The sequence below is a fragment of the Pseudobutyrivibrio xylanivorans DSM 14809 genome (genome assembly GCF_900141825.1).
Taxonomy (GTDB): Bacteria; Bacillota; Clostridia; order Lachnospirales; family Lachnospiraceae; genus Pseudobutyrivibrio; species Pseudobutyrivibrio xylanivorans.
In genome coordinates this window covers 127,112-151,686 of the sequence record NZ_FQYQ01000005.1, presented here as the reverse complement: position 1 = coordinate 151,686, position 24,575 = coordinate 127,112, and the positions used below count along the sequence as shown (strand labels likewise).

Annotated in this window: 24 protein-coding genes and 1 tRNA gene; 21 read left to right on the top strand and 4 right to left on the bottom strand. The window is 40.3% G+C overall.

Annotated elements, in window-relative coordinates:
• The first annotated feature begins 41 nt into the window (after nt 1-41).
• From pyrE to BUA88_RS05580, 9 genes are all read left to right on the top strand, one after another.
• Nucleotides 42-728, top strand: a complete 687-nt coding sequence (pyrE, locus tag BUA88_RS05620; RefSeq protein WP_072913924.1) for an orotate phosphoribosyltransferase — start codon at nt 42-44, stop codon at nt 726-728.
• Complete coding sequence (locus BUA88_RS05615; protein ID WP_072913920.1) at nt 728-1,060, top strand: hypothetical protein; 333 nt, start codon at nt 728-730, stop codon at nt 1,058-1,060. The genes pyrE and BUA88_RS05615 overlap by 1 nt, the downstream gene beginning before the upstream one ends.
• Before the next feature lie 8 nt (nt 1,061-1,068).
• A complete protein-coding gene (locus BUA88_RS05610) occupies nt 1,069-3,117 on the top strand; it encodes an aminopeptidase (RefSeq protein WP_072913915.1) in 2,049 nt (682 codons plus the stop codon).
• Nucleotides 3,118-3,131: 14 nt separating this feature from the next.
• A complete protein-coding gene (purE, locus tag BUA88_RS05605) occupies nt 3,132-3,635 on the top strand; it encodes a 5-(carboxyamino)imidazole ribonucleotide mutase (protein ID WP_072913911.1) in 504 nt (167 codons plus the stop codon).
• Between the two features lie 70 nt (nt 3,636-3,705).
• A complete protein-coding gene (gene purM / locus BUA88_RS05600; protein WP_072913907.1) occupies nt 3,706-4,731 on the top strand; it encodes a phosphoribosylformylglycinamidine cyclo-ligase in 1,026 nt (341 codons plus the stop codon).
• Nucleotides 4,731-5,357 carry a phosphoribosylglycinamide formyltransferase gene (gene purN, locus BUA88_RS05595; protein WP_072913904.1) on the top strand — a complete coding sequence of 209 codons (627 nt, stop codon included), beginning with the start codon at nt 4,731-4,733 and terminating at the stop codon, nt 5,355-5,357. Before purM ends, purN begins: the two co-directional genes overlap by 1 nt.
• Before the next feature lie 2 nt (nt 5,358-5,359).
• Nucleotides 5,360-6,628 (top strand): phosphoribosylamine--glycine ligase, encoded by a 1,269-nt coding sequence (purD, locus tag BUA88_RS05590; protein ID WP_072913900.1) that lies wholly within the window; start codon nt 5,360-5,362, stop codon nt 6,626-6,628.
• Between the two features lie 101 nt (nt 6,629-6,729).
• Nucleotides 6,730-6,810, top strand: a tRNA-Leu gene (locus BUA88_RS05585).
• A gap of 50 nt (nt 6,811-6,860) precedes the next feature.
• Nucleotides 6,861-8,474 (top strand): RICIN domain-containing protein, encoded by a 1,614-nt coding sequence (locus tag BUA88_RS05580; protein ID WP_072913896.1) that lies wholly within the window; start codon nt 6,861-6,863, stop codon nt 8,472-8,474.
• A gap of 53 nt (nt 8,475-8,527) precedes the next feature.
• Here BUA88_RS05580 and BUA88_RS05575 read toward each other — a convergent pair whose 3' ends face one another.
• From BUA88_RS05575 to BUA88_RS05560, 4 genes are all read right to left on the bottom strand, one after another.
• Entirely contained in the window at nt 8,528-9,502 is a 975-nt protein-coding gene (locus tag BUA88_RS05575; RefSeq protein WP_072913893.1) for a glycoside hydrolase family 43 protein, read from the bottom strand.
• Nucleotides 9,503-9,521: 19 nt separating this feature from the next.
• A complete protein-coding gene (locus BUA88_RS05570) occupies nt 9,522-10,349 on the bottom strand; it encodes a carbohydrate ABC transporter permease (protein ID WP_072913888.1) in 828 nt (275 codons plus the stop codon).
• 12 nt (nt 10,350-10,361) lie between these two features.
• Entirely contained in the window at nt 10,362-11,246 is an 885-nt protein-coding gene (locus BUA88_RS05565; protein ID WP_028248066.1) for a carbohydrate ABC transporter permease, read from the bottom strand.
• A gap of 110 nt (nt 11,247-11,356) precedes the next feature.
• Nucleotides 11,357-12,661 (bottom strand): ABC transporter substrate-binding protein, encoded by a 1,305-nt coding sequence (locus BUA88_RS05560; protein WP_072913884.1) that lies wholly within the window; start codon nt 12,659-12,661, stop codon nt 11,357-11,359.
• 356 nt (nt 12,662-13,017) lie between these two features.
• On the opposite strand from BUA88_RS05560, the gene BUA88_RS05555 reads away from it, so the two are divergent.
• The 12 genes from BUA88_RS05555 to msrA all read left to right on the top strand — a co-directional run bounded on the left by BUA88_RS05555 (nt 13,018) and on the right by msrA (nt 24,525).
• Entirely contained in the window at nt 13,018-13,890 is an 873-nt protein-coding gene (locus BUA88_RS05555; protein ID WP_072913879.1) for a helix-turn-helix domain-containing protein, read from the top strand.
• A 199-nt stretch (nt 13,891-14,089) separates the two neighbouring features.
• Nucleotides 14,090-14,440, top strand: a complete 351-nt coding sequence (locus BUA88_RS05550) for a GntR family transcriptional regulator (protein ID WP_072913876.1) — start codon at nt 14,090-14,092, stop codon at nt 14,438-14,440.
• A 14-nt stretch (nt 14,441-14,454) separates the two neighbouring features.
• Nucleotides 14,455-15,165, top strand: coding sequence for an ABC transporter ATP-binding protein (locus BUA88_RS05545; RefSeq protein WP_072913872.1), 711 nt, complete (start codon nt 14,455-14,457; stop codon nt 15,163-15,165).
• Entirely contained in the window at nt 15,165-15,908 is a 744-nt protein-coding gene (locus BUA88_RS05540) for a hypothetical protein (RefSeq protein ID WP_072913869.1), read from the top strand. The genes BUA88_RS05545 and BUA88_RS05540 overlap by 1 nt, the downstream gene beginning before the upstream one ends.
• Nucleotides 15,909-15,925: 17 nt before the next feature.
• A complete protein-coding gene (locus BUA88_RS05535; RefSeq protein ID WP_072913864.1) occupies nt 15,926-17,314 on the top strand; it encodes an efflux RND transporter periplasmic adaptor subunit in 1,389 nt (462 codons plus the stop codon).
• Nucleotides 17,315-17,327: 13 nt separating this feature from the next.
• Entirely contained in the window at nt 17,328-18,056 is a 729-nt protein-coding gene (locus BUA88_RS05530) for an ABC transporter ATP-binding protein (RefSeq protein ID WP_072913860.1), read from the top strand.
• Nucleotides 18,056-19,357, top strand: coding sequence for an ABC transporter permease (locus BUA88_RS05525; protein ID WP_072913856.1), 1,302 nt, complete (start codon nt 18,056-18,058; stop codon nt 19,355-19,357). The genes BUA88_RS05530 and BUA88_RS05525 overlap by 1 nt, the downstream gene beginning before the upstream one ends.
• 163 nt (nt 19,358-19,520) lie before the next feature.
• Complete coding sequence (locus BUA88_RS05520; protein ID WP_072913852.1) at nt 19,521-20,612, top strand: FIST N-terminal domain-containing protein; 1,092 nt, start codon at nt 19,521-19,523, stop codon at nt 20,610-20,612.
• 33 nt (nt 20,613-20,645) lie between these two features.
• On the top strand, nt 20,646-21,608 hold the full coding sequence (locus BUA88_RS05515; protein ID WP_072913848.1) for a methyl-accepting chemotaxis protein: 963 nt from the start codon (nt 20,646-20,648) through the stop codon (nt 21,606-21,608).
• A 93-nt stretch (nt 21,609-21,701) separates the two neighbouring features.
• On the top strand, nt 21,702-23,384 hold the full coding sequence (locus tag BUA88_RS05510) for a M3 family oligoendopeptidase (protein ID WP_072913843.1): 1,683 nt from the start codon (nt 21,702-21,704) through the stop codon (nt 23,382-23,384).
• A 20-nt stretch (nt 23,385-23,404) separates the two neighbouring features.
• Nucleotides 23,405-24,034 (top strand): histidine phosphatase family protein, encoded by a 630-nt coding sequence (locus BUA88_RS05505; protein WP_072913839.1) that lies wholly within the window; start codon nt 23,405-23,407, stop codon nt 24,032-24,034.
• Nucleotides 24,035-24,045: 11 nt separating this feature from the next.
• Nucleotides 24,046-24,525 (top strand): peptide-methionine (S)-S-oxide reductase MsrA, encoded by a 480-nt coding sequence (gene msrA / locus BUA88_RS05500; RefSeq protein WP_072913835.1) that lies wholly within the window; start codon nt 24,046-24,048, stop codon nt 24,523-24,525.
• The last annotated feature ends 50 nt before the right edge of the window (nt 24,526-24,575 follow it).

Genomic DNA, 24,575 nt, shown 5'->3' with positions numbered 1-24,575 from the left:
GTTTTGAAAATCAATCTGGTTGTAACGAAGGAGAATCGTTTATGGAAAGCTACAAGTCAGAATTTATAGAGTTTATGGTGGAGGCAGACGTCCTTAAGTTTGGTGATTTTACACTGAAGTCAGGGCGAAAGTCTCCTTTTTTTATGAATGCAGGAGCATACGTCACAGGCAGTCAGCTGATGCGTCTTGGTGAGTATTATGCAAAGGCTATTCATGATGCTTATGGAGAGGATTTTGATGTTCTCTTCGGACCAGCCTACAAGGGTATTCCTCTTGCTGTTATTACAGCTGAGGCATTTTACAGACTGTATGGCAAGGAAGTTAGATATTGCAGCAATCGTAAGGAAGAAAAAGATCACGGCGCTGATAAGGGCGGCATCCTTGGATACAAGATTCAGGATGGCGATAGAGTTGTTATGATTGAGGATGTCACTACATCAGGAAAGAGTATGGAGGAGACAGTTCCAATCGTACGTGCTCAGGGTGATGTTACCATCGTTGGTCTTATGGTTTCTCTCAATCGTCAGGAGTTCGGTCTTTCTGGAGACAGAAGCAAGACGGCCCTTGATGAGGTTGCAGAAACATATGGATTTAAGACAGCAGCCATCGTTTCTATGGACGAGGTTGTTGAGCATCTTTGGAACAGAGAGTGCCAGGGACGCGTTGTTATCGATGATGAGATGAAGTCACGCATCGATGCATATTATAAGGAATACGGAGTTCAGTAATGGGAAGAGTTCGTCCACACAGACGCAATTCCTACGGTAATCAGCTGAAGGCTCTCCCAATGGAGGCTATGTATGCCGCAGGAGTTTCAATTTTTTCATTAGTAATATATGGGGCTATTATGGGTGTTTCTGTCTATATGGCAGGTGAGACACCTAAGTTTGTTGGTGGCATAGGAATGCTGGGATGCTTCCTGGCGCTTGCTGCGTTTCTTTATAACGTAGCCCAGATGAAAACTAAGACAGAGCTTAAATATAGACTTATTTGTTTGGCTGTCAGCACTTTAGCTATGGCCATATGGGTAGGCACATTTATTTTAGGAATGGTTAATTAAGGAGTATTATGAGCAAGACATTTTACATTGAAAATGATGATATGTTAGAGCGCTATGAGTTAGTTACAGAGCGCATTTCTACTATCAAAGAGGATAAGGATTTATCAGAGAAGCTTCAGGCTTATTTCAATCAGGTGGCAGAGTTTATTATGGCTGTTGAGCCAGTTTTAGATAAGGCTGTTGCTGGCGAGCTTGAGAATCGTTCACTTGAGGAATGCAAGGCAGACCACGACAGAATCTTTGCTATCTACAAAGCTGGAACATATGAGAACAGCTTCCTTTGCCCAACTTATGCAGTTGCAGAGCTTGGAGAGCAGCTTGGTGGTCCACTTTCAGCAATTTACTACAGATTAACAGATATGATTCGAGCAGCTTTTGCTGGACGTCTTGATATATTCACTATTTACTGTGAGCTTTTTATGCAGGTTTATGGTGTTTGTCAGGTGGAGAGTGATGATAAGTTTCGCAGAGAGGATATCATTTCTGCAATGGCTTCATTTAAACACGACTATTGCACAATCTTCACTGCAGAAGTTTTTGTTGGGATGATTGATCCAGAGTACGATTTCTATAGAAACATCATTATGAAATCAGATCTTTCAGATGACAGATATCTTTACAGATATGGTATGTACATCAGTGATAACGAGCTAAAGATGGCTGCACACCTTCGCAGTATGCCACATGAGGATGTGGTTGCTATGGCTCGCACATATGTAGAAGGCTACATTAAGGGCTTTGAGGTATGTGGAAAAGATATCTCTATAAAAGATACAGTTGGCGTTCATGCTCCAGCAGGTTTCGAGCTTATGACTCGTGAGGCTATTAAGCTTTTCAATGAGGCAGGTCTTGCTGCTACAGTTCGTTTTGGTGGCACAGATGGGCGCAATCTTTTCTCTACTGTTCCTAATAAGCAGTGCGAGTACGACCACAAGGATGATGTAGCTTATGTTTGGGATAAGGGCCTTGCAGACAGAATCCTTGAAGTTACAAAGAATACTTATGAAAAGAATAAAGAGCTTGCTGCAGTATTTGGTGGTCCAGCAGTTATTGAGACATTCGGAGATGCTCCATTTGAGCCAAAGAATTTCCCTGCAAATGCTGAGTATACAGACAAGCAGAACGAGCTCAATGTTTACTTCATGAGCCAGAGCGGTCAGATTACAAATCAGTACATTCACGGAGAGGAGCGCAGCTTCACAATTATCGCTTATCCAATCCCTGAAATCGGCGACAAGTTCAATGAAATTTTTAATGAGACTGTTGCTGTTAATACAATGGATTATGAGCTTTACAAGAACATCCAGCAGCACATTATTGATGTGCTTGATCAAGGTGAGACAGTTCACGTTACAGGTCGTGGGGACAACCACACAGATATCACAGTAAAGCTTCATCATCTTGATAATCCTGAGAAGCAGACAAACTTTGAAAACTGCGTTGCAGACGTAAACATTCCTGTTGGTGAGGTATTCACATCACCAGAGCTTGAGGGCACAAATGGTGTGCTTCACGTTACACAGGTTTACTTAAATGAGCTTTGCTACAAGAACCTTGAAATGAAGTTCGAAGACGGCAAAATCGTTTCTTATAACTGCAGCAATTTTGATACAGAAGAAGAGAACAAGAAGTACATCTTCGACAATGTTCTTTTCAAGCATGAGACACTTCCAATCAGCGAGTTCGCTATTGGAACTAACACAAGAGCATTCGTAATGGGACAGAAGTATGATATCGCAGATAAGCTTCCAATTCTCATTGCAGAGAAGACAGGTCCTCACTTTGCAGTAGGTGATACCTGCTATTCTCATTCAGAGGACGTACCTATGTATAACCCAGACGGCAAGGAATGCATTGCAAGAGATAACTCATGCTCACTCCTTCGTAAAACAGATATTTCAAAGGCATATTTCAATTGCCACACAGATATAACAATTCCTTACTATGAGCTTGGTGATATCACAGTCACTAAAGCTGATGGCCGCCAGCTTGAAATCATCCGTGAGGGTCGTTTCGTAGTGCCAGGAACTGAAGAGTTAAATAAAGTATTTGAGTAATGGAGGATAATGAAATGGCAACTGTATCAATTGTAATGGGAAGCGATAGCGACATGCCTGTAATGGCTAAGGCTATTGAAGTTTTAGAAAATTTTGGCATTGATTATGAGGTAAGAATCATCTCAGCTCATAGAGAGCCAGACATCTTTGTAGAGTACGCTAAGACTGCAAAAGATAGAGGCGTTAAGTGCATCATTGCAGGCGCAGGAAAGGCAGCACATCTTCCAGGTATGTGTGCAGCTGTTTTTGAGGGCCCAGTTATCGGTATCCCTATGAAGACAAGCGACCTTGGTGGAGTGGATTCTCTTTACTCTATCGTTCAGATGCCTACAGGAGTACCTGTAGCCACAGTTGCCATTAACGGAGGAGCCAATGCAGGAATACTTGCAGTTAAGATGCTTGCTATGACAGATTTTACACTCGCAGGCAAACTCCACGATTTCATCGTAGACCAGAAGGAGTCCGTGGAGGCGAAGGATTCAAAATTACAGAATGAGGGTTACAAAGCATTTTTGTAGATAGGTAAAGGAAGCTCCTTAGGGAGTTTCCTTTTATTTATATTAAATAAGGTTATAAAAGGAGAGAAACATGGATTACAAGAGTTCAGGAGTAGATATTGAGGCAGGATATGAGTCAGTGGAGCTCATGAAGAAATTCGTTAAGGGTACAATGAGACCTGAGGTTTTAGGTGGTCTTGGCGGCTTCTCAGGCGCATTTGATCTTAGCGCTATCAAGAACATGGATGAGCCAGTACTTTTATCTGGTACAGATGGCTGTGGTACAAAGGTTAAGCTTGCGTTCCTTATGGATAAGCATGACACAATCGGTATTGATGCAGTTGCAATGTGTGTAAATGATGTTGCATGTGCAGGTGGCGAGCCACTTTTCTTCCTTGATTATATAGCTTGCGGAAAGAACATCCCAGAGAAGATTGCTACAATCGTAAGTGGTGTAGCTGAGGGATGTAAGCAGTCTGGCTGCGCCCTTGTAGGTGGTGAGACAGCAGAACATCCAGGTCTTATGCCTGAGGAAGAATATGATCTCGCAGGCTTTGCAGTAGGTATCGTAGATAAGAAGGACATCATCACAGGTGAGAATCTTAAGGATGGTGATGTGCTTATCGGTATGGCATCTACTGGTGTTCACTCAAATGGTTTCTCTCTTGTTCGTAAGATTTTCGAGATGACAAAGGAAAGTCTTGATACATATTATGATGAGCTTGGCTGCACTCTTGGTGAGGCACTCATTGCACCAACACGTATTTACGTTAAGGCTCTTAAGGCTGTAAAGGATGCAGGCGTTCGTGTAAAGGCTTGCTCACATATTACAGGTGGTGGCTTCTATGAGAATATTCCACGTATGCTTCCAGAGGGTAAGCGTGCAGTTGTAGAGAAGAACTCATACGAGGTTCCTGCAATCTTCAAGCTTATGGCTAAGAAGGGTAACGTATCTGAGCAGATGATGTACAATACCTACAACATGGGACTTGGTATGATTGTTGCTGTAGACCCAGCTGATGTAGATAAGACAATGGAAGCTATGCGCTCTGCAGGAGATACACCTTATGTAGTTGGTAAGATTGTAGACGGTGAAAAGGGAGTAGATTTAGTCTAATGAAAATAGCAGTTTGTGTATCAGGCGGAGGTACCAATCTTCAGGCTATTATCGACGCCATTGATAATGGAACAATCCATAATACTGAGATTGCTGTCGTAATCTCAAATAATAAAAATGCATATGCATTGGAGCGAGCAGCAAAGGCAGGAATCGAGGGAATATGCATCAGCCCAAAGGATTTTTCATCCCGTGAGGAATTCAATAAAGCATTTGTAGAGAAGCTGGATTCCTATAATGTTGACCTGGTTGTATTAGCTGGATTTTTAGTTGTAATCCCACCAGAGATGATTCGTAAATACGAATATAAAATCATCAACATTCATCCATCACTTATCCCAAGTTTCTGCGGTACAGGATATTATGGATTGAAGGTTCACGAGGGAGCACTGGAGCGTGGTGTAAAAGTTACGGGCGCTACATGCCACTTTGTGGATGAAGGCACAGATACAGGTCCTATCATCTTACAAAAGGCTGTAGAGGTCCTTGAAGGAGACACACCAGAGGTTCTTCAGCGTCGTGTCATGGAACAGGCTGAGTGGATTATTATGCCTCGTGCTATCGACCTAATCGCAAGAGGATGTGTGAGCGTAGTTGATGGGAAGGTTCAAATAAAAGGAGAATAAGTATGAAGGTTTTAATCGTAGGTAGTGGCGGTAGAGAGCATGCTATTGCTCTTGCAGTATCACGTAGCCCACAGGTAGATAAGATTTACTGTGCACCAGGAAATGCAGGTATTGCAGAGCTTGCCGAGTGCGTAGATATTAAGGCTATGGAGTTTGATAAGCTTGTAGCTTTTGCAAAGGAAAAGGAAATTGATCTTACTGTAATCGGTATGGATGATCCACTTGTAGGTGGTGTTGTAGATAAGTTTGAGGAAGCAGGTCTTCGTTGCTTCGGTCCTAGAAAGAATGCAGCTATTATCGAAGGCTCAAAGGCATTCTCTAAGGACCTAATGAAGAAGTACAATATTCCTACAGCAGGATATGAGAACTTCACAGACCCTGAGGCAGCCCTCAAATATCTTGAGACAGCAAAGTATCCAATCGTTCTCAAGGCTGACGGTCTAGCACTTGGTAAGGGTGTACTTATCTGCGAGAATCACGAGCAGGCTGTTGCAGGTGTTGCAGAAATCATGACAGACAAGAAGTTTGGCGATGCAGGTAACACTATGGTTATCGAGGAATTTATGACAGGCCGTGAGGTTTCTGTGCTCTCATTTGTAGACGGAAATACAGTAAAGATTATGTCATCTGCGCAGGATCATAAGCGTGCTGGTGATGGAGATACAGGTCTCAACACAGGTGGTATGGGTAACTTCTCACCATCCCCATTCTTTACAAAGGAGATAGAGGAGTACTGTCAGAAGAATATCTTCCAGACTACAGTTGATGCTATGAAGGCAGAGGGCAGACCATTCAAAGGAGTTATTTTCTTTGGTCTTATGCTTACAGAGGATGGTCCTAAGGTGTTAGAGTACAATGCCCGTTTTGGCGACCCAGAGGCTCAGGTAGTTCTCCCAAGACTTCAGAACGATATCATCGATGTATTTAATGCTTGTATCGATGGCACACTTGATCAGGTGGACCTCCAGTTCTCTGATGAAGCTTGCGTATGTGTAGTTCTTGCATCAGATGGTTATCCAGTTTCATATAAGAAGGGATTCCCAATCACTGGCTTTGAGAAATTCAACAATAAGGATTACTATTGCTTCCATGCTGGAACAGCTAAGAATGACAAGGGAGAGATCGTCACAAATGGTGGACGTGTCCTTGGAATCACAGCTCTTGGCAAGGATTTAGTGGAGGCTAGAGCAAAGGCTTATGAAGCCACAGAGTGGATTGATTTTGAGAACAAATATATGAGACACGATATCGCAAATGCGATATTAAAATAATAGGATTTTTCCTTGCATTCAAAGACTGGATTATGATATATTATTTAAGTCGATGAGCCGACATCGAGGTCGTAGATTTTTCAATCAAGACCTTGATTCATGCGGATGTGGCGGAATTGGCAGACGCGCTAGATTTAGGTTCTAGTGTCCCCGACGTGCAGGTTCAAGTCCTGTCATCCGCATTAAGCACTAGGAAGATTTCCTAGTGCTATTTTTTTATGAGGAGAATAATATGTTTGGAAAAATGTTAAAAAAGAAGATAGCTGTTGCCCTTTCATGTGCAATGGTTGTCAGCATGTTGCCTTCTGTTCCAGTTTCTGCAGCAAGCACACTTATACCAAATGGTTGGTATTATATCAAAAATGTTAATAGCCAAAAGTATGTGGAGGTTGCTGGAGGAGCAAGTTCTAACGGCGCTAATGTTCAGCAATATCAGGGAGTTGGTACCCAGGGACAAAAATGGTATGTAACAAATCTTGGCGACAATTACATCACTTTAAGAAGTGGTGTTGCCGGAGGAAAGATGATGGATGTTGCCAATGGTGCAAAGACTAGTGGAACTAATATCCAAATTTATGATGCTAATGGTGCTGATGCTCAGATATTCAAGGTGAAGCACAGAAAGAATAAGGAATACACTATTACTACAAAGTCATCTTCAAACAAGATGGCATTGACTGTTGGTGGTGGTTCTGTATTAGATGGCGGAAATATTATTATTTCGTCATCAAATGGCGCACCAAACCAGCTTTTCAAGTTTGAGAGTGTAGGGGCTTCTAATGAGGACCCAAAGAAGAACGATGATTCTTCAAAGAACAAGGATAAAGATAAGAATAAGGACAAAGACAAGAACAAAGATAAAGGTAATGGCAATGGTTCAGGAAATCAGGGTGGAAATAATTCTGGTTCAAAAGAGCAGGAGCCTGTAGTTAATGGTAATTCCATTGAGGTTAAGAACGGTGGCACAACTCTTTCAGCTGCCCTCAGCAAGGCTAAGTCAGGTACTACAATCGTAATTAATGGTACTGTTAAGTCTGGCGCTGTAAAGGTTCCTTCAGGTGTTCACATTACAGGAAAAAACAATGCTGTAATCGATTTTTCATCTACTTCAGGTAGCAATGGAAGAGGTCTTACATTTGAGGGAAGTGGTAGCAAGGTTTCTTATATCACTGTAAAGAATGCATCTGATAATGGTTTATATATCACAGGTTCTAACAACACATTTACAAATGTGGAAGCTTGTTACAACCAGGACGCTGGCTTCCAGGTATGCAACGGTGGTTCATACAACAGATTCATAAACTGTCACTCACATCACAATGCAGATGCAAAGGGTGAGAATGCTGATGGATTTGCCAATAAGCTTCACTCAGGTGAGGGCAACTACTATGAAGGCTGTATCGCAGATTACAACAGTGATGACGGATGGGATTGCTATGCAGCTCACGGCGCTGTAACACTTGTAAATTGTCAAGCTAACTACAATGGCTATTGCAATGGTATTTATGGTGATGGAAATGGATTTAAGATGGGTGGAGTAGACAACAAGACTCCAGGTCAGAAGGCACACCTTGATCCTTTAAAGCATACACTTACAGGATGCTCTGCGAAGGGCAATCTTGCATCAGGTTTCGACAGAAACAATCAGAGCGGTGTTGTTACAATGAAGAATTGCACAGCTGATTCTAATAAGAAGAACAACTACAATTGGCCTGCATCTGGAAAGCCATCAGCACTTGGTTACCAGGTAACTTTTGGCAAGGCACAGATTATCGATTGCAAGTCAATCAACGGAAAGAACAATATTAGTGGTGCAGTACTTTCAGGAAAGTGTAGCGGATTCTAATATAATAGAAGATTATAAAAAGAAGAGCACAGCCATCGCTGTGCTCTTTCATTTTACTTATACTCTGGAGTAATTGTCTGGATGCTGCCATCCTCGTTATACTTTAACTCACAGTATTTCACATTTCTTCTGTGGTTGATTCCCTTTGAAATCTCGCAATCATGATAGAAGAGATATGTCTTACCATGATATTCTACGATAGAGTGGTGTGTTGTCCATCCAAGTACTGGCTCTAAGATTCTGCCCTGATATGTGAATGGACCGTAAGGATTGTCCGCTACCGCATATACGATATAGTGTGTTGTTCCTGTTGAATAAGAGAAGTAGTATTTTCCATTGTGCTTATGCATCCATGGATCTTCAAAATATCTTCTGTCCTCATCACCAGCAAGAAGCTCATTTCCATTCTCATCAAGGATAACTACATCTGAAGGAGCCTTTGCAAATTCACTCATATCGTCCTTCATAGGCGCTACATTAGGCCATACAGCGTGCTCATTCTTAGCAGGCTCTTTACCATTAGGATCAAACTTTCCAGTGCGGTATTTCTCTAACTGACCGCCCCAGAGTCCGCCAAAGTAAATATAAACCTGTCCGTCATCATCGATGAAAGAGCATGGGTCAATACTAAAGCTACCAGGAATACATTCTGGTCTTGGATTAAATGGTCCTGCTGGATTCTTGCTCTCTGCAATACCAAGTCTGAAGTTGCCTTCTTTATCCCTTGCTGGGAAAACTAAGTGATAGGTATTGTTTTTAAATACGCAGTCTGGAGCCCACATCTGATTGCTTACCCAAGGAACATCGTCCTGATGTAAAACCATTCCGTGGTCGATGACTTTATCACTGTCTTCGCTCATAGAGAAAACATGATAATCCTCCATTTGGTATTCGTCACCGTTGTCGTTGTCTTCCCCATTGTGTGGAATGTCATGTGATGGATAGATAAAAATCTTGTCCTCATACACATGGGCTGATGGATCAGCCGTAAAAATGTCAGTAATTAGGGGTTTGTTTTGTGTCTTCATTATACTCTCTTTTTTCTCCTTATCCTTTCACAGCCCCCGCAGTCAATCCATCTACAATCTGATTAGAGAATGCGCAATATACAACGATTGTTGGTATGATTGCGATGATGATGGCTGCAAACATCTGTGAGTAGTTTGTATTATAAGGTCCGACGAATTTTGAAAGAGAAACAGGAAGTGTTTTCTTCATATCGTCAGATATAAATACCATTGCAAGTAAGAGCTCATTCCAGTTTCCTACGAAGGTCATAAGTCCTGTAACGAAGAGACCAGTCTTACCAAGTGGAAGACAAACCTTGAAGAAAATTTGATAGATTGAAGCGCCGTCGATGCAGGCACTCTCAATAAGCTCATTAGGCATTCCCTCGAAGAAACCAACCATGATAAATATTGTGATTGGAAGAGAGAAGGTTAAATATGGAAGAACAAGACCTGTAAGGCTGTTTGAAAGACCTACCTTTGCGAAGCGAGTGAAAAGCGGAATCAAAACACAGTGTACAGGAATCATCATTCCAGTAAGGAAATAAACAAGTGCTAAATGTGAAAACTTCCAGCGTAAGCGGGCAATGCCGAATGCTGCCATTGAACCAATTACCATAGAAAGAATTAATGTTACAACGCAGACGATAAATGAATTAAGTGTTGCGATACCAAGCTTACCTGCAGTCCAAGCAAAGGTGAAGTTTTCCATTGTAGGATTTTGTGGTAATGCAAATGGAGCAGTGAAAATCTCCTTATTTGTCTTGAAGGCAACATTAAATGTCCAAAGAAGTGGAGCCAAATAAAGCACTGCCATGATTACCAAAAAGATGTATATAATAACTTTCCAAACTGATAAATTTTTCATTTCTAAAACCTCCTACATCTCATATGGCTCGGTCTTTACAACCTTATTTATGAACAGTGTTACAGCCAAGCAAAGCACAAGGAGTAACACACCGATTGCGCTGGCATATCCGTACTTGAAGTACTTAAAGCCCTGCTGATAAAGGTGAGTTGCAAGAACTTCAGTCTTGTGGTTTGGACCACCTTCTGTCATGTTGAAAATCATGTCGAAGAATTTCAATGAACCGATTGCGTTAAGTGACATTGCGGTTGCAACCATAGGGCGGACGAGCGGGAGAGTGATATAACGGAAGCTCTTAGCCTTGCTGCAACCATCAATGTAACTTGCCTCATATAATGATTTGCTGATTCCGGAAATCTGAGCCATGTAAAGCATCATTGATTGTCCTACGTACTGCCATAAAGCAACGAATGCGATTACCCACATTGGAAGGATGATGAAACCTTTTGTATCCATAAGCCAAAGTGGACCTTCCATACCAAGCTTTTGAAGAAGCTGGTTGATACCAAGCTTAGGGCTGAAGATGAACATCCATAACAGACCTAAAGCAGCTGATGAAAGAACGCATGGTAAATAGATAATATTTTTGAAAAGGTTTCTTCCTTTATCTATATTTGTAAGAAGGGCTGCTAAGAACAGACCCATAATTAGCTGAGTTATACATGAATAAACCAAAAAGAACACAGAATTCTTTAAGGCAATTTTCAATGTTTTATCGCCAAGTAATCCCTGATAATTTTTTAATCCAACCCATTTTGCTGGTGTCAAAGCATTGTAATCACAAAATGAGTAATATACAGATTGGCAGATTGGAATAAATAATATAAAAGTAAATAGAATTAATGCTGGCGCCATGAAAATTATGATGGCTTTTTTGTTTCTAAGTAATTTATCCATAACTTATTTTCCTTAATTTTCTAATGATTCGACCTAAAAAAGTTTAAAAGAATAGGGGCGCAGGGAAGTTGCGCCCCTATATACAATAAAGGTATTGAAGAAAAAGAATGTTATCGGCAGTTTGCCTGATAGAACTCTTCCATGTCGGTAGCAGCCTCAGCAGGTGTCATATCACCAAGGAATACTGATACCATTGTGTCATCGAAGTGTGAGCCTGTCTCTGTTGTAGGCATTGACTCATTGTAGAATCCGAATGTACCCTTTGCGTTCTCAAAGATATCCATTACGTAAGCAAGCTGAGCAGGTGCTGCTGAAGCATCATATTCAACCTTTGTTACAGGAATCTTTCCACCAACTTCTGCTGTGTACTTCTGAGCTGTGTCATCTGTGAAGTACTTCATGAATGCAGCGCAAGCCTCAGGAGACTTTGTTGATGAGCTCATGCAAAGTGAATCAGACTTAGCGATAAGTCTCTGTACACCTGGGAACTGGAATACACCACACTTAGACTCGAACTCTGGGTTCTCGCCGTTGATCTGACCGATTGCCCAAGAACCCTGGATAAGGATAGCAGCTTCTTCGTTGTAGAAGTTTGCTGTAGCAACGTCGTTTGTGTCACCAGCTGCTGTAGGCTGGAAGTACTTAGAAAGGTCAAGAAGCTTTGTTGCAGCTGCCTCAAGCTTTCCATCCTCCCAAGAAGCAGAACCATCTGCAAGCTTAGAAAGGTCTACGCCTTCAGCTTCGCAAAGGTAACCAGCTACCATTGAAAGGCACCATGCTGTACCAGCTGAAATTGTGATTGGTGTAAATCCTGCTGACTGAAGCTTTTCGCAAGCGTCAAGCATTTCATCCCAGTTCTTAGGAACTTCTACACCAGCTTTTTCGAACATCTCTGTGTTATAGAAGCAGCAAGCTGCAGCTGTGTTAAGAGGTACAGCATAAATCTTGCCGTCATATGTCTGCTGTGTGAATACTGCATCACTTGTGAATGTATCTTTCCATCCATCCTGCGCAAGATAGTCATCAAGTGGAGCAGCGATACCAGGTGCTACATAATCGGTAAGCTGTGGACCTGGGCTGACAATAAATACGTCAGGTGTTTCCCCAGCAGCTACTAACGCATTTAACTTGTCATAGTACTCTTCGAGGTTTGTTGTAACAACGTTTACGTGATACTTACCCTCATAATCCTTGTTGAATCTTTCAACGTTCTCCTTGTATCCAAGAGAGATAAGATCCTGTGTGGCATCCAAATCATCCCAGAACATCCAGGTGATTTCCTGAACCCCATCTGCTGAACCGTCTGAACCTGAGCTAGAAGCTGAATCAGATGATCCGCCTGATGCACCGCAACCTGTAAATACAGAAGCGATCATCATTGCTGACATTAAAGTCGCAAGTAATTTCTTTTTCATTACGTCTCCTCCTTTTTTAGACAAATGATAAGCCCCCTATTTGCTTTTCTGTCCCATTTGTCTGTTAACTGTTTTGTTACTTTTAATTTAACACACAATTTTAACACAATCATTAAAAATGTTGTTGATTAGTTATCAAAAATTGCTCAAGTATAGATAAAATTTCTTCAGAAATTGTGCATAATTACTAAAAATAAAGTACCAAAAATGATAAGATGAACAAAATGCTTAAATTTGTTGAGCAATTATTTGAAAAAACTTGATTTTAGCTCGAATAAGAGCAAAAATTATAACGGAAATTAGTTATCAATTATTGCCTTGGCGGAAAGGCGTAGTTTTTAAGGGAGAAGAATTATATGATAGAAAGCTTAGACGGCATCTTTGAAACCGTGAATTATAAGCAAAGCACGGGGTTAAAACTTTACGATAATACACAATATGAAGATTATCCTATGCACTGGCATCCTGCTATTGAAATTGTAATGCCGGTAGAAAATGGATATAAGATGGTTTTTTCAAATACGGAGGTTGAGCTTCGCGAGGGAGATATCTGTATCGTCTGTCCAGGTTGTGTTCATTCTATTATTGCACCGCCTACAGGTCGTCGTATTATTTTCCAACCTAACACCACCACTCTTAGATTTATGAGGGAGGTAGAGATTTTATTTTCAATAATGTCGCCTTATTGTGTTATCACACCAGAGGAGTACCCAGATATTCACGATACAATTAAGGAGATGCTTATTAACATCCGAGAGGAATATATGGAAAATAATCCTTTCTCAGAGGTGAATATCTATAGTCAGCTTCTTAAGATGTTAGTATTAATAGGAACAAACTATTCTAATAATAATGTAAACACAGATTACAATCCTATTGTAAAAGAAGAGTATGCGCCTAAATTTATGGAGATTTGCGATTACATAAATGCCCACTGTTCGGAAGATTTAAAGCTAGATGATATTGCTGATATGAGCGGGTTTAGTAAGTTCTATTTCGAGAGATTGTTTAAGCAGTTCACTGGCACTAGCTTCTATAAATACGTAAATCAAAAGCGTATAGCTAAAGCTCAGGAGCTTTTGGTGGAGCCAGGGGTATCTGTTACTGATGTGGCTCTTAACTGTGGCTTCACATCAATCTCATCCTTCATACGTATGTTCAAGATACAAAAGGGATGTACACCTACAGAATTCAAGAGTATGTATTGGTCTGACACAAAGAAGGCTTAAATTTAATAATGTAAATAAGTGTAAAACAGAGTGGAATCAGTGGGATTCTGCCCTGTTTTATTTTTATGTGGTAATTTTTATTTGAAATTGAAGATAAGGGGATTGACAGTGTGAATGCCATAGTGTACTATACACATAGTACACGAGTACAGAGGTACACAATACTAACTCACGCGACAAGAAAAGAGGAGTATTAATTATGCAGTATGATTCAAAAACACCCATTTATATGCAGGTTATCGATTCGATAAAGCTGGACATTATAAATGAGCGTATCAGGACAGGTGAGAAACTCCCTTCCAGCCGTGATCTTGCAGTACAGTACACTATCAATCCTAATACTGCAGCAAGGGTTTATCAGGAGCTTGAACGAGAAGGGGTTTGCTACACCAAAAGAGGAATGGGGACATTCGTGACTGATGATGAATCAAAAATTAAAGAATGTCGTCATGAAATGGCTCAGGGTTGTCTCAATGAATTCCTTAAGAGTATTTCAGAACTTGGTATTTCCAGGGAAGAGGCAATCGAAATGATTAAAACAACTAAATAACGGAGGAAGTAGAAATGTTAGAAAGCTTTGAGGTTACTAAAAAATTTCTTGGCAAGACAGCAGTGGATAGCATTTCCCTAAAGCTTGAGCCGGGACATATTTACGCTATGCTTGGACCAAATGGAAGTGGTAAGACTACCTGGATGAAGATGGCTGCAGGACTTATAAAGCCAACATCTGGGGTTATTAAATACAATAACGTGCCAGTAAACGTGGAAAGTAGAAAGCACATCGCTTATATGTCTACCGAACCATATTTTTATGATTGGATGACAATCGGCGATGTTGGAAACTATTACGATGATTTCTTTGAAGATTTTTCAATGGAAGCATTTGATGAAATGCTTGTGGAGATGAAGCTTGAGAAGAATCTTAAATGTAAGGCACTTTCATCTGGTATGCTTGCTAAGCTTAAGGTCGCAGTGACCATGGCAAGAGATGCTAAAGTTTATATGCTTGATGAGCCACTTAATGGAATCGATCTTCTTGCGAGAGATGAGGTTTTAAACGCAATCATCAGACATGCTGGAGAGGACAAGATACTTTTAGTATCAAGTCACCTTGTTGAAGAGCTGGAATCAGTTGTTGATTATGCAATCTTTATTAATAACTCTCATCTTGTGGATGTATACGAGGTAGAGGAATTAAGAGTTAAACAGTGTGTTTCTTTGGCTGATAAGTATAGAGATATCTATGGTTCAGCTGAGATTGGAGGTGCTTGCTAATGCTTAACCTGATGAAATATGAATTTAGAAAATCATGGAAGATGAAGGGCTTTGTCCTTTGCTTCACAGCCTTCTTTGAGCTGATGTTTTTATTCGGTGTGTTTAGCATGAATGAAGATGTTTGGTCTGTAGGCGTTTTTGGTCTTATACTTACAACAATTTGCGGATTGTTTTTAATAGGTGTTTATAGCATTCATGTTCTTAGTAAGGATATTAATACTAAGCAAAGCTATATGCTATTTATGACCCCTAACAGCAGCTATAAGATTTTAGGTTCTAAGGTACTTGAAAACTGTGGCTCCGTTTTCCTGTCGGGAATGTTTTTCATGGCGCTTGCCATGGCAGACATAATGATTCTGGTAGTTAAATATGAAGACATTCAGGGAATCATTGATATGTTAGGGCTTATCATTACCGGAAACAGGGAAGCATTTACATATCAGACATTTGTAATGGCTGGCTTAGATACAGTTTTATCTTGGGTATATTTGATTTGTGTTGGATATCTCGCTGTAGTTATATGTGCCACACTTTTAAACGGTAATAAATTTAATGGTTTACTTAGCTTTATAGCTTTTATCGTAATTGCGATTTTGGTAGACAAGTTACATGATGGTTTATTTGGAGTTTATTACGTTTTCTCATCTGTGAGACTTGTTTCAAACGTAGGTTTTTACGTAGTGCTAACAGCAATCATATATTTCATAACAGCATGGATTATGGAAAACAAGTTATCAGTTTAATGGAGGATTGAATTTTTATGGGAACAGTGAAAAAAGTTTTTGGAAAAATCGGCCGCTTCTTAAAGAAGCATATAAAGCTGATTATCATTCTTGTGATTGTGCTTGCAGTTGTTTTATTTGTTCGTTACAGAGTAAAGCAGGCACAGGCGATTCTTGAGGAGCAGGCAAATCAGCCTGTTACAGCTACAGTAGATCAGATGGATTTGCAGAAATCTGTTAGTGTTACTGGAACACTTACTGCCACAGAGACTGCAAAGGTTACTTCTACTATCGGTGGCACTATGACTGGTATCAAGGTTAAGAAAATCAACTACGAAGTAGGTGATTATGTTGAGGCTGGTTCTGTTGTTGTTGAGTTCGATGGAGATGATTTTGATAGAAAAATTACTGAGTTGAATGCACAGTATAATATTGAAAACAAACAGAGCGCTCAGGATATTTCAGATCTTCAGAAGACAATTACTGATACTCAGAAGAAGATAGATGAAAGAAAAGAATGGCTTGAAAAATATCGAGTTTATTATGATGCTGTAAAGCTTCATTTTGAAAATGGTCAAAAGGATCCATATTCTGGTGAATCAGAAAAATACGAAGAGCAGAATGGTGTAATAAAAGCTCGCTATGGCTTCACTATTGAAGAATATGAGGCAAAAGAAGATGAGCTTGAAACTTGGGAAGACTCAATTGAAAAAGCGCAGATGCAGATTGAACTTGCACAGCTTAAGCAGCAGTTCTCACAGAACTACACTCAGGTGGATGCAAAGGAAGATGTATATGAGAGCAAGGATGCAACACATGTTTCAGCACCTATCTCAGGCTACATCATCACAATGAATGTTACAGAGGGCAATAACTACGCTCAGGGTAATACCGTATTTACGATTGCAGATACAAGCGGATTTGTTGTAGAAGCTACAGTAAACGAGTATGACATTGCAAAGATTGAAAATGGTCTTCCAGCAAAGGTTAAGTTTGAAGCTACTGAAGATGAGACATTTGATGGAGAGGTTACTTTCGTATCACTTGCATCAGAGAGTGCAATCGGTGCTAATCAGGGGCAGACAGGTAGCAGCGTACCATCATATAAAGTAAAGATAAAAATGAATGACAACGACAGCAGAATGCGTGTTGGTATGACAGCAAAGGCAAGCGTTATTCTTGATTCTGTAAAGAATGCAATCTGTGTTCCTTATGACTGTGTTCAGAAGAATGAGAAGGATGGTACCTTCTTCGTAACTACAATTGATGATGACGGAAAAAAGAAGGACATTACTGTTACAAAGGGACTTGAAAGTGATTACTATGTAGAGGTTAAGGGCGACGGACTTAAGAAGGGTATGACTGTAGAAGCAATCGTTGATGATGGACCAAGTACTGACGTAATGGATTACATTTATTTTGAATAATTAGGAGGTTTTTATGGCAGAAAATATTATGCTGGACCTTCGCAATATACATAAAAGCTTCTTCATTGGAACCCCAAATGAATTTGAGGTACTCCATGGATTGAATTTTACAGTTAACAAAGGGGAATTTGTTTCCATTGTTGGTCAGTCTGGTTCTGGTAAATCCACATTGATGAATATCATTGGTGCCTTGGACAGACCTACAGCAGGCGAATACTCCCTTGATGGTATTGATATTGAGAAGGCAAAGGATCACGAGCTTTCAGCACTTAGGAATAAAAAGATTGGCTTCGTTTTCCAGACTTACAATCTTATTGCAAGAACAAGTGCTTTGAAAAATGTAGAGCTTCCTATGATGTATGCAGGAATGGGAAGAGCAGAGCGAACAGAGCGAGCAAAGATGCTTCTTGAGCAGGTAGAGATGACAGACAGAATGATGCATAAGCCGGATGAGCTTTCAGGTGGACAGAAGCAGCGTGTGGCAATTGCCAGAGCTATGGCTAATGACCCTGCAATCATTCTTGCTGATGAGCCTACAGGTGCCCTTGATTCTGCTACTGGACGTCTTATTATGGATATCTTCCACAGACTCCACGAAGAACAGGGCAAGACAATTGTTCTCATCACTCACTCGCCAGAACTTTCACAGGAGACTCAGAGAATTATAACTCTTAAGGATGGAAACATCATCGGAGAATCAACAGGAAACTGGAATGGCTTAAAAGAAAAGGAGGGCGCATAATGTTATTTACAGAGAACGTCCTCGTTGCATTAGCAGGACTTAGAGCTAATATAATGCGTTCCTTGCTTACAATGCTTGGAATCATTATCGGTATTGCATCCGTAATTGCGATAATGACAGTTGGTAATTCTATTACCAATATTGTTAATACCACAATGCAGGGCATGGGTGCGAACAACCTTCAGGTAGGTGTAATGCAAAAATCTACTGATGATAAACAGGATGAATCTGGAATGAATTACGGCTCAGGTAACGTAAGAGAAATGACAGATGATGACCTTATCACAAAGGATATGATTAAATCCTTTACAGATGAATATAAAGACGATATTAAGTATGTTCTTTTGACTGAATCTGTTGGTGATTATTATTCTTCCAGCAAGGTTACCGAAAATGGAAAAAGTGCTAAGACAAAAATCGTTGGTTATAACAGAGATTACATGGAATTTAACGATAAAGAACTCTTAGCAGGACGAAACTTTATACATCAGGACTATAAAGAAGGAAAAGATGTATGTATGGTTTCAGATAAGCTTGTTGAACGTCTTTACAAGGGCGATAATGATGCCGTTATAGGACAGGAAATTGAAGTTGTCATGGACAACGGAGCTTTCTATGATTTCTATGTTGTAGGTGTTTATAAGTATGTGGCAGAACAGTTTTCATTTGGTGAATCAGACAACCCTACCACAGAAGTTATGGTTCCATTAGATGCTGCTAGAAAGATTAATCATACAGCAAATAAGGGATTTGATTACATCACGCTGGTTACTTCCGTAAATACGGATAACAATACATTCGTAACCACTGTTAGAGACTACTTTAATGTAAATTTCTATTCTAGAAACGATGCATATGAGGTCGCTGCCATCAGTATGGCATCTATGATGGATCAGATGAATACTATGATTGGTATGATTCAGTTGGCACTTTCAGTTATAGCCGGTATTTCCCTTGTGGTTGGTGGTATCGGTGTTATGAACATCATGCTTGTTTCTATTACAGAGCGTACTAAAGAAATCGGTACAAGAAAGGCTCTTGGTGCTACTAACTCATCTATCCGACTTCAGTTCATCACTGAATCAGTGGTTATCTGCGTAATTGGTGGTATCATCGGAATCTTCTTTGGTGTTGCTCTTGGTATGGTTGCTGTTAAGCTGATGGGATACGATGCAACAGTATCTGTTTCAAGCATCATAATCGCGGTTGGATTCTCAATGGCTATTGGTATCTTCTTCGGATATTACCCAGCTAACAAGGCTGCCAAGCTTAATCCTATCGATGCCTTAAGGTACGAATAGCTTGCTACAGCAGGCCCATTGCTGAAAGTAATTTGCATGGGCCTAGCTTTCCCGCTGTATTGACTTTTTGTTAAATATTATTGAATATAATGTGAAAAAATAAGGATAAGCCCCTTTCTGTGCTAGAATCTAATCGTGGGATATTACACAGAAAGGGGTTTTTATGCAAATTTCTATAGGAACATCTTTAAAATCGGACGTTGAAGCAGCTGTGGCTGAAGTGTGTTCTAAGGCTGGTTCACCTAAATTATTGGTATTATTAGCTTCTTTCGACCAGTTTGAGAAAGCGGCAAAAATTATTTCGGATAGGTATCCTAATGTTCCATTGATTGGTTCAGGAACAATTTCATATTATGATACATCATCTGACAAGAGAATGATGCTTTTATCTTTTGGAAGTGATGTGGATGCAGAAGTTGGAGTAATCCGCAATCTTTCATCTGCACCGATGTTTGATGTTCCTGCAATGGAAGAGAAGGTTTCGAAAATCCAAGCTGGTGATAGTAATACGATTTGCCTTGAATTCTGTACGAATGACGAGGAACGTCTTGTAACTACATTGAACGTAGCCTTAGAGCGAGCTCGTATTCCTATCGTAGGCGGAACTGTATTTGGATATCCTGCAGGATATACTCCAAAGGTATTAGTAAATGGACAGCTTTACGCTGATGCGTGTTGCTATGCTCTTTTAAAGAATAAGTCCGGAAAAATTAGAACTTATTCCGAAAATATATATGGTCCAATGGATTGTCCTGTTACACATATTGCTACAAAGGTTAATCTTGGTGCTAAGGAATTGGTTTCTTTGGATGGCCGTCCAGCAGCAGATGTTTATTGTCAGGATGCAAATGTTAGCCGCGGTGAAATTGTAGATAACGTATTAACGAATCCGTTGGGACGAGTTATTGGTGATCAGATATTCATTACCAGCCCATATGAAGTTGGTGCAAATGGTTCGTTAATCAGCTATAAGAAGATTAATGAAAATGATTCCATTCAGGTTTTGGAGCTTAAGGATTATGATGCGATTGGCTTAGAAACACGTCGAAAGATTAGAGATGAAAACAGTCGAATTTCGCTCATCTTTTCGGTAAATTGTATTTATCGTCATCTACTATATTCAAATAAGGGCTATCTTGACACCTTTATAGGAGAAATGAAATCTGTTGGCCCACATGTAGGTGTTGTTGGTGGTGGAGAGCAGTACAAAAAGCAGCATGTAAACCAGACTATGGTTTGCGCAGTGTTTGAATAAATGCTTTGTATTTCGAATAGACGGAGGTGCAAGATGGGATTATTCGGAAGAAAAAAAGAAGTAGAACAGCCAGTAGTTGAAGCTGCTGAAAGTGCCGATAAGAAGGTGGATATGAGAAGCCGCATGAAGGCAATTCGCGAGGTTGGTAGATTTTCAATTGAGCAAAAGGAAAAGCTGCAGCAGGAAGAGGCAAATACAATTGCTGGTATCGATACAATCGGTGAGTCATTTTCAGTTGTTGAGGAAAAGTACACCAATATCTCTGATTCAGTAAATGGCTTCAGGGAGCAGTTCCAGACAATCGAAGAGATTACAAATGCTTTTGATGATATTGTAAAGAAGCTTGTTGTTACAGCAGATGATTCACATAATGGAATGGAAAAGGTTGATCAGAGTACTGGAGATGTATCAGCTACCATCGCAGAGGTGGAGGAAGTGTTTGCAGCATTCCAGAAGAGCTTTGATGATATTCGTGAGAAGGTAGAGCAGATTGGTGGCTTTGCAAAGCAGACAAATCTTCTTGCTCTTAATGCATCAATTGAAGCAGCCCGTGCTGGTGAGGCAGGACGAGGCTTTGCCGTTGTTGCTGACGAGGTAACAAATCTTTCAACCGAGATTCAGAGTGTTGTTACATCTGTATTTGATAGTATGAAGGAGCTTGATGAAAACAATAACCGTCTGGTAGAGTCGGTAGGCCATACAAAGGAAGCTATCGAGACATCACACCAGAGAGTTGTTGAGACGCAGGAGGTTGTTGGAAATATCAAGACTGTAGCTGAAGAGGTTACTGAGCAAAGCGAACAGATGGGTGAAGTATTTGGAAATTGCGAGGCTTCAATCAATTCAATCTCTGATAACATTGACGATTCAAGAAGATACTTTGATAATGTTACAAATGATATTTCAGATATTAAGACCTTGATTACACAGAAGGGATTTATGTTCGAGGATATGAACCATGTTCTTGAGCAGATTGCACCATTAACTGAGATTTAATATCAACAAATACAGGGGCTGTGCATTGTGCACAGCCCTTTATTTATGCTAAAATAACCCCTAGCGAAAATTTGAAAGGAGAAGAGTTTGTTTATGGATTTTAAGTTTAAAGATTTACCATATGAGCGTCCTGATATTGACGCATTTGAGAAGACTATCGCTGAGCTCATCGAGCGTCAGCAGGCTGCTAAATCAGGTGAGGAGCAGTTTGAGATTCACAAGGACTTTTACAAGCTCTCAAAGGATTTTGAGACAGCATATAACATCGCATATATCAGACATGATGCTGATAATACAGATGAGTTCTATGAGAAAGAGAACGATTACTTTGATGAGGTTATCCCTAGATTAAGCAACGCTACTATCAAGTACAATAATGTACTTGCAAAGTCTCAGTACAAGGATTACCTCGAAACAAAGCTTGGTCCAGTATTTTTCAAGAATGCTGAGCTTGATGCTAAGTCTGTTAATGACGAAGTAATTCCTCTTATGCAGGAGGAAAATGCTCTTGCTTCTCGCTACGACAAGCTTATTGCTACAGCAAAGATTGAATACGAGGGTGAGACGTATAATCTTTCTCTTATGGCACCATTCACTACAAATCAGGATAGAGAAGTCAGAAAGAAGGCTCAGAAGGCTGTTTCTGACTGGTTTATGAGCGTAACACCTGAGATTGATGAAATCTATGACAAGATGGTTAAGAACAGAACTGAGCAGGCAAAGCTTCTTGGCTTCAACTCTTACACAGAGCTTGCATATTGTAGAATGCACAGAAATAGCTATGGCCCTCAGGATGTTGAGAATTTCAGAAAGCAGATTAAGGAATACTTTGTTCCTTTCGTAGGAAAGCTTGCTGAAAAGCGTGCCAAGAGACTTGGCCTTGATAAGCTTCAGGCTACAGAGCTTGGTGTATATTTCAATGAAGGAAATCCAAAGCCAACCGGAACTCCAGAGGAAATCCTTAAGAGCGGACAGGATATGTACTCTGAGCTTAGCCCAGAGACAAAGGAATTCATGAACTTCATGATGGAGCATGAATTATTTGATGTATTTGGTCGTAAGAATAAGGCTGCAGGTGGATATCAGACATATCTTCCAAACTACAAAGCGCCATTCATCTATGCTAACTTCAATGGAACAAGCGGAGATGTTGATGTTATCACTCATGAGTGCGGTCATGCTTTCCAGGCTTATGTGGTTCGAAATGACGAAGTTACAGAACACAATGAACTTGGTATGGAGACAGCAGAGATTCACTCTATGTCTATGGAATATTTCACATACGGATGGATGAAGAATTTCTTTGGCGACAGATACGAGGATTACTTCGAGATGCATATTGAGGATGCCAGCACTTTCCTTCCATACGGAACAATGGTTGATGAGTTCCAGCATATCGTATACGACAATCCAGAGATGACTCCAGCCCAGCGTAAGGAAACATGGAAGAAGCTTGAGCAGCAGTACAGACCATACATTGATTTCTCTGAGAATGAGTTCTGGAATCTTGGTGGATTCTGGCAAAAGCAGCTTCACATCTTTGATGTGCCATTCTATTACATTGATTATGTACTTGCTTCAATCGTAGCAATGCAGTTTAAGGTTTGGATGGATGAGGATTACAAGGAGGCTTGGGAGCATTATCTTGCCCTTTGCAAGCTCTCAGCCAGCGATTACTATACAAACATGCTCAAGGAAGTTGGTCTTAAGACACCATTTGAGAATGGAGTAGTTAAGGAAATTGTAGATAAGTTTTCGGCTAAGATTTTTAAGTAAATTGACTATGAGGTGTTAATTTGAGAGTATTATTACTTCGTCACGGACAGACCGATTTAAATGTTCAAAAAAGATTACAGGGCAGCTCTGACATTCCACTCAATGAGAGGGGGCGTCAGCAGGCCAGACAGACAAAGGAGTTTTTAGATGGCCAGGGAATTGTTGTTACAAGAATTATTTCCAGCCCTTTAGAGCGCGCTATAGAAACCGGCAGCCTTGCTACAGGCATTCCTATGAGCCAGATTGAGACAGATGATAATCTTATCGAAATGGCTTTTGGTGTCTGTGAGCAGAGAAATATGGGCGAAGAGGACCCAGGATTTTTACATCAGTGTTTTGATACCCCAGCAGATTACATCCCGCCAGAGGGTGGCGAGGGCTATGATGAGGTGGTGAAAAGAGCAGGTGCTATAGTTGAACGCGTTCGCGGAATGATTTCAGCAGGTGATTTTTCTGAGGATGATGTACTTCTTCTTGTTAGTCATGGTGCTCTTAGCCATTGCATGTTTGAGTATATTAAAAAGACACCTAGAACTGCTTTGTGGGATGTAGATTTCAACAACTGTGCTATTGCAGAGCTGTTTTTGAGTATTGATGGCGGAGCTGATGATTACAAGTTTTTGAGTGATGGTTTTGAGAAGAACTGGTAGGTATTAGATTTATGAAAGCGTATTTTGCAGGTGGGTGCTTTTGGTGCGTCACACCAATTTATAAGATTTACGGAGTGGATTCTGTTGTTTGCGGTTATTCTGGTGGTGATGAGGTAAATCCTTCCTATGAGGATGTAAAGTCTCAGAAGACTGGACACAGAGAGACAATAGAATTGACTTATGATGAAGGCAATGTTGATTATGATAAATTGCTGGATATCTATTTGGCAAATGTAGATCCATTTGATGGAGAAGGCCAGTTTATTGATAAAGGATTTTCCTATACACTGGCTATTTATTACCAAAACGAAAAGGAGCTAAAGCTTGCACAGGAGAAGATAGCAGAGCTTGAAGCGACTTCTGGCAAAAAAACTCAAATTGCATTAGAGCCTTTTAAGTCTTTTTATAAGGCAGAGGAGGAACATCAGGATTATTATCTTAAGAATCCAGAGGCCTTTGAAGAAGAGCTTAAAAGTAGCGGAAGAAAATAAGAAAATTAAAATGGACAGCCTTAAGCTTAAATGCTTTTGGCTGTCCTTTA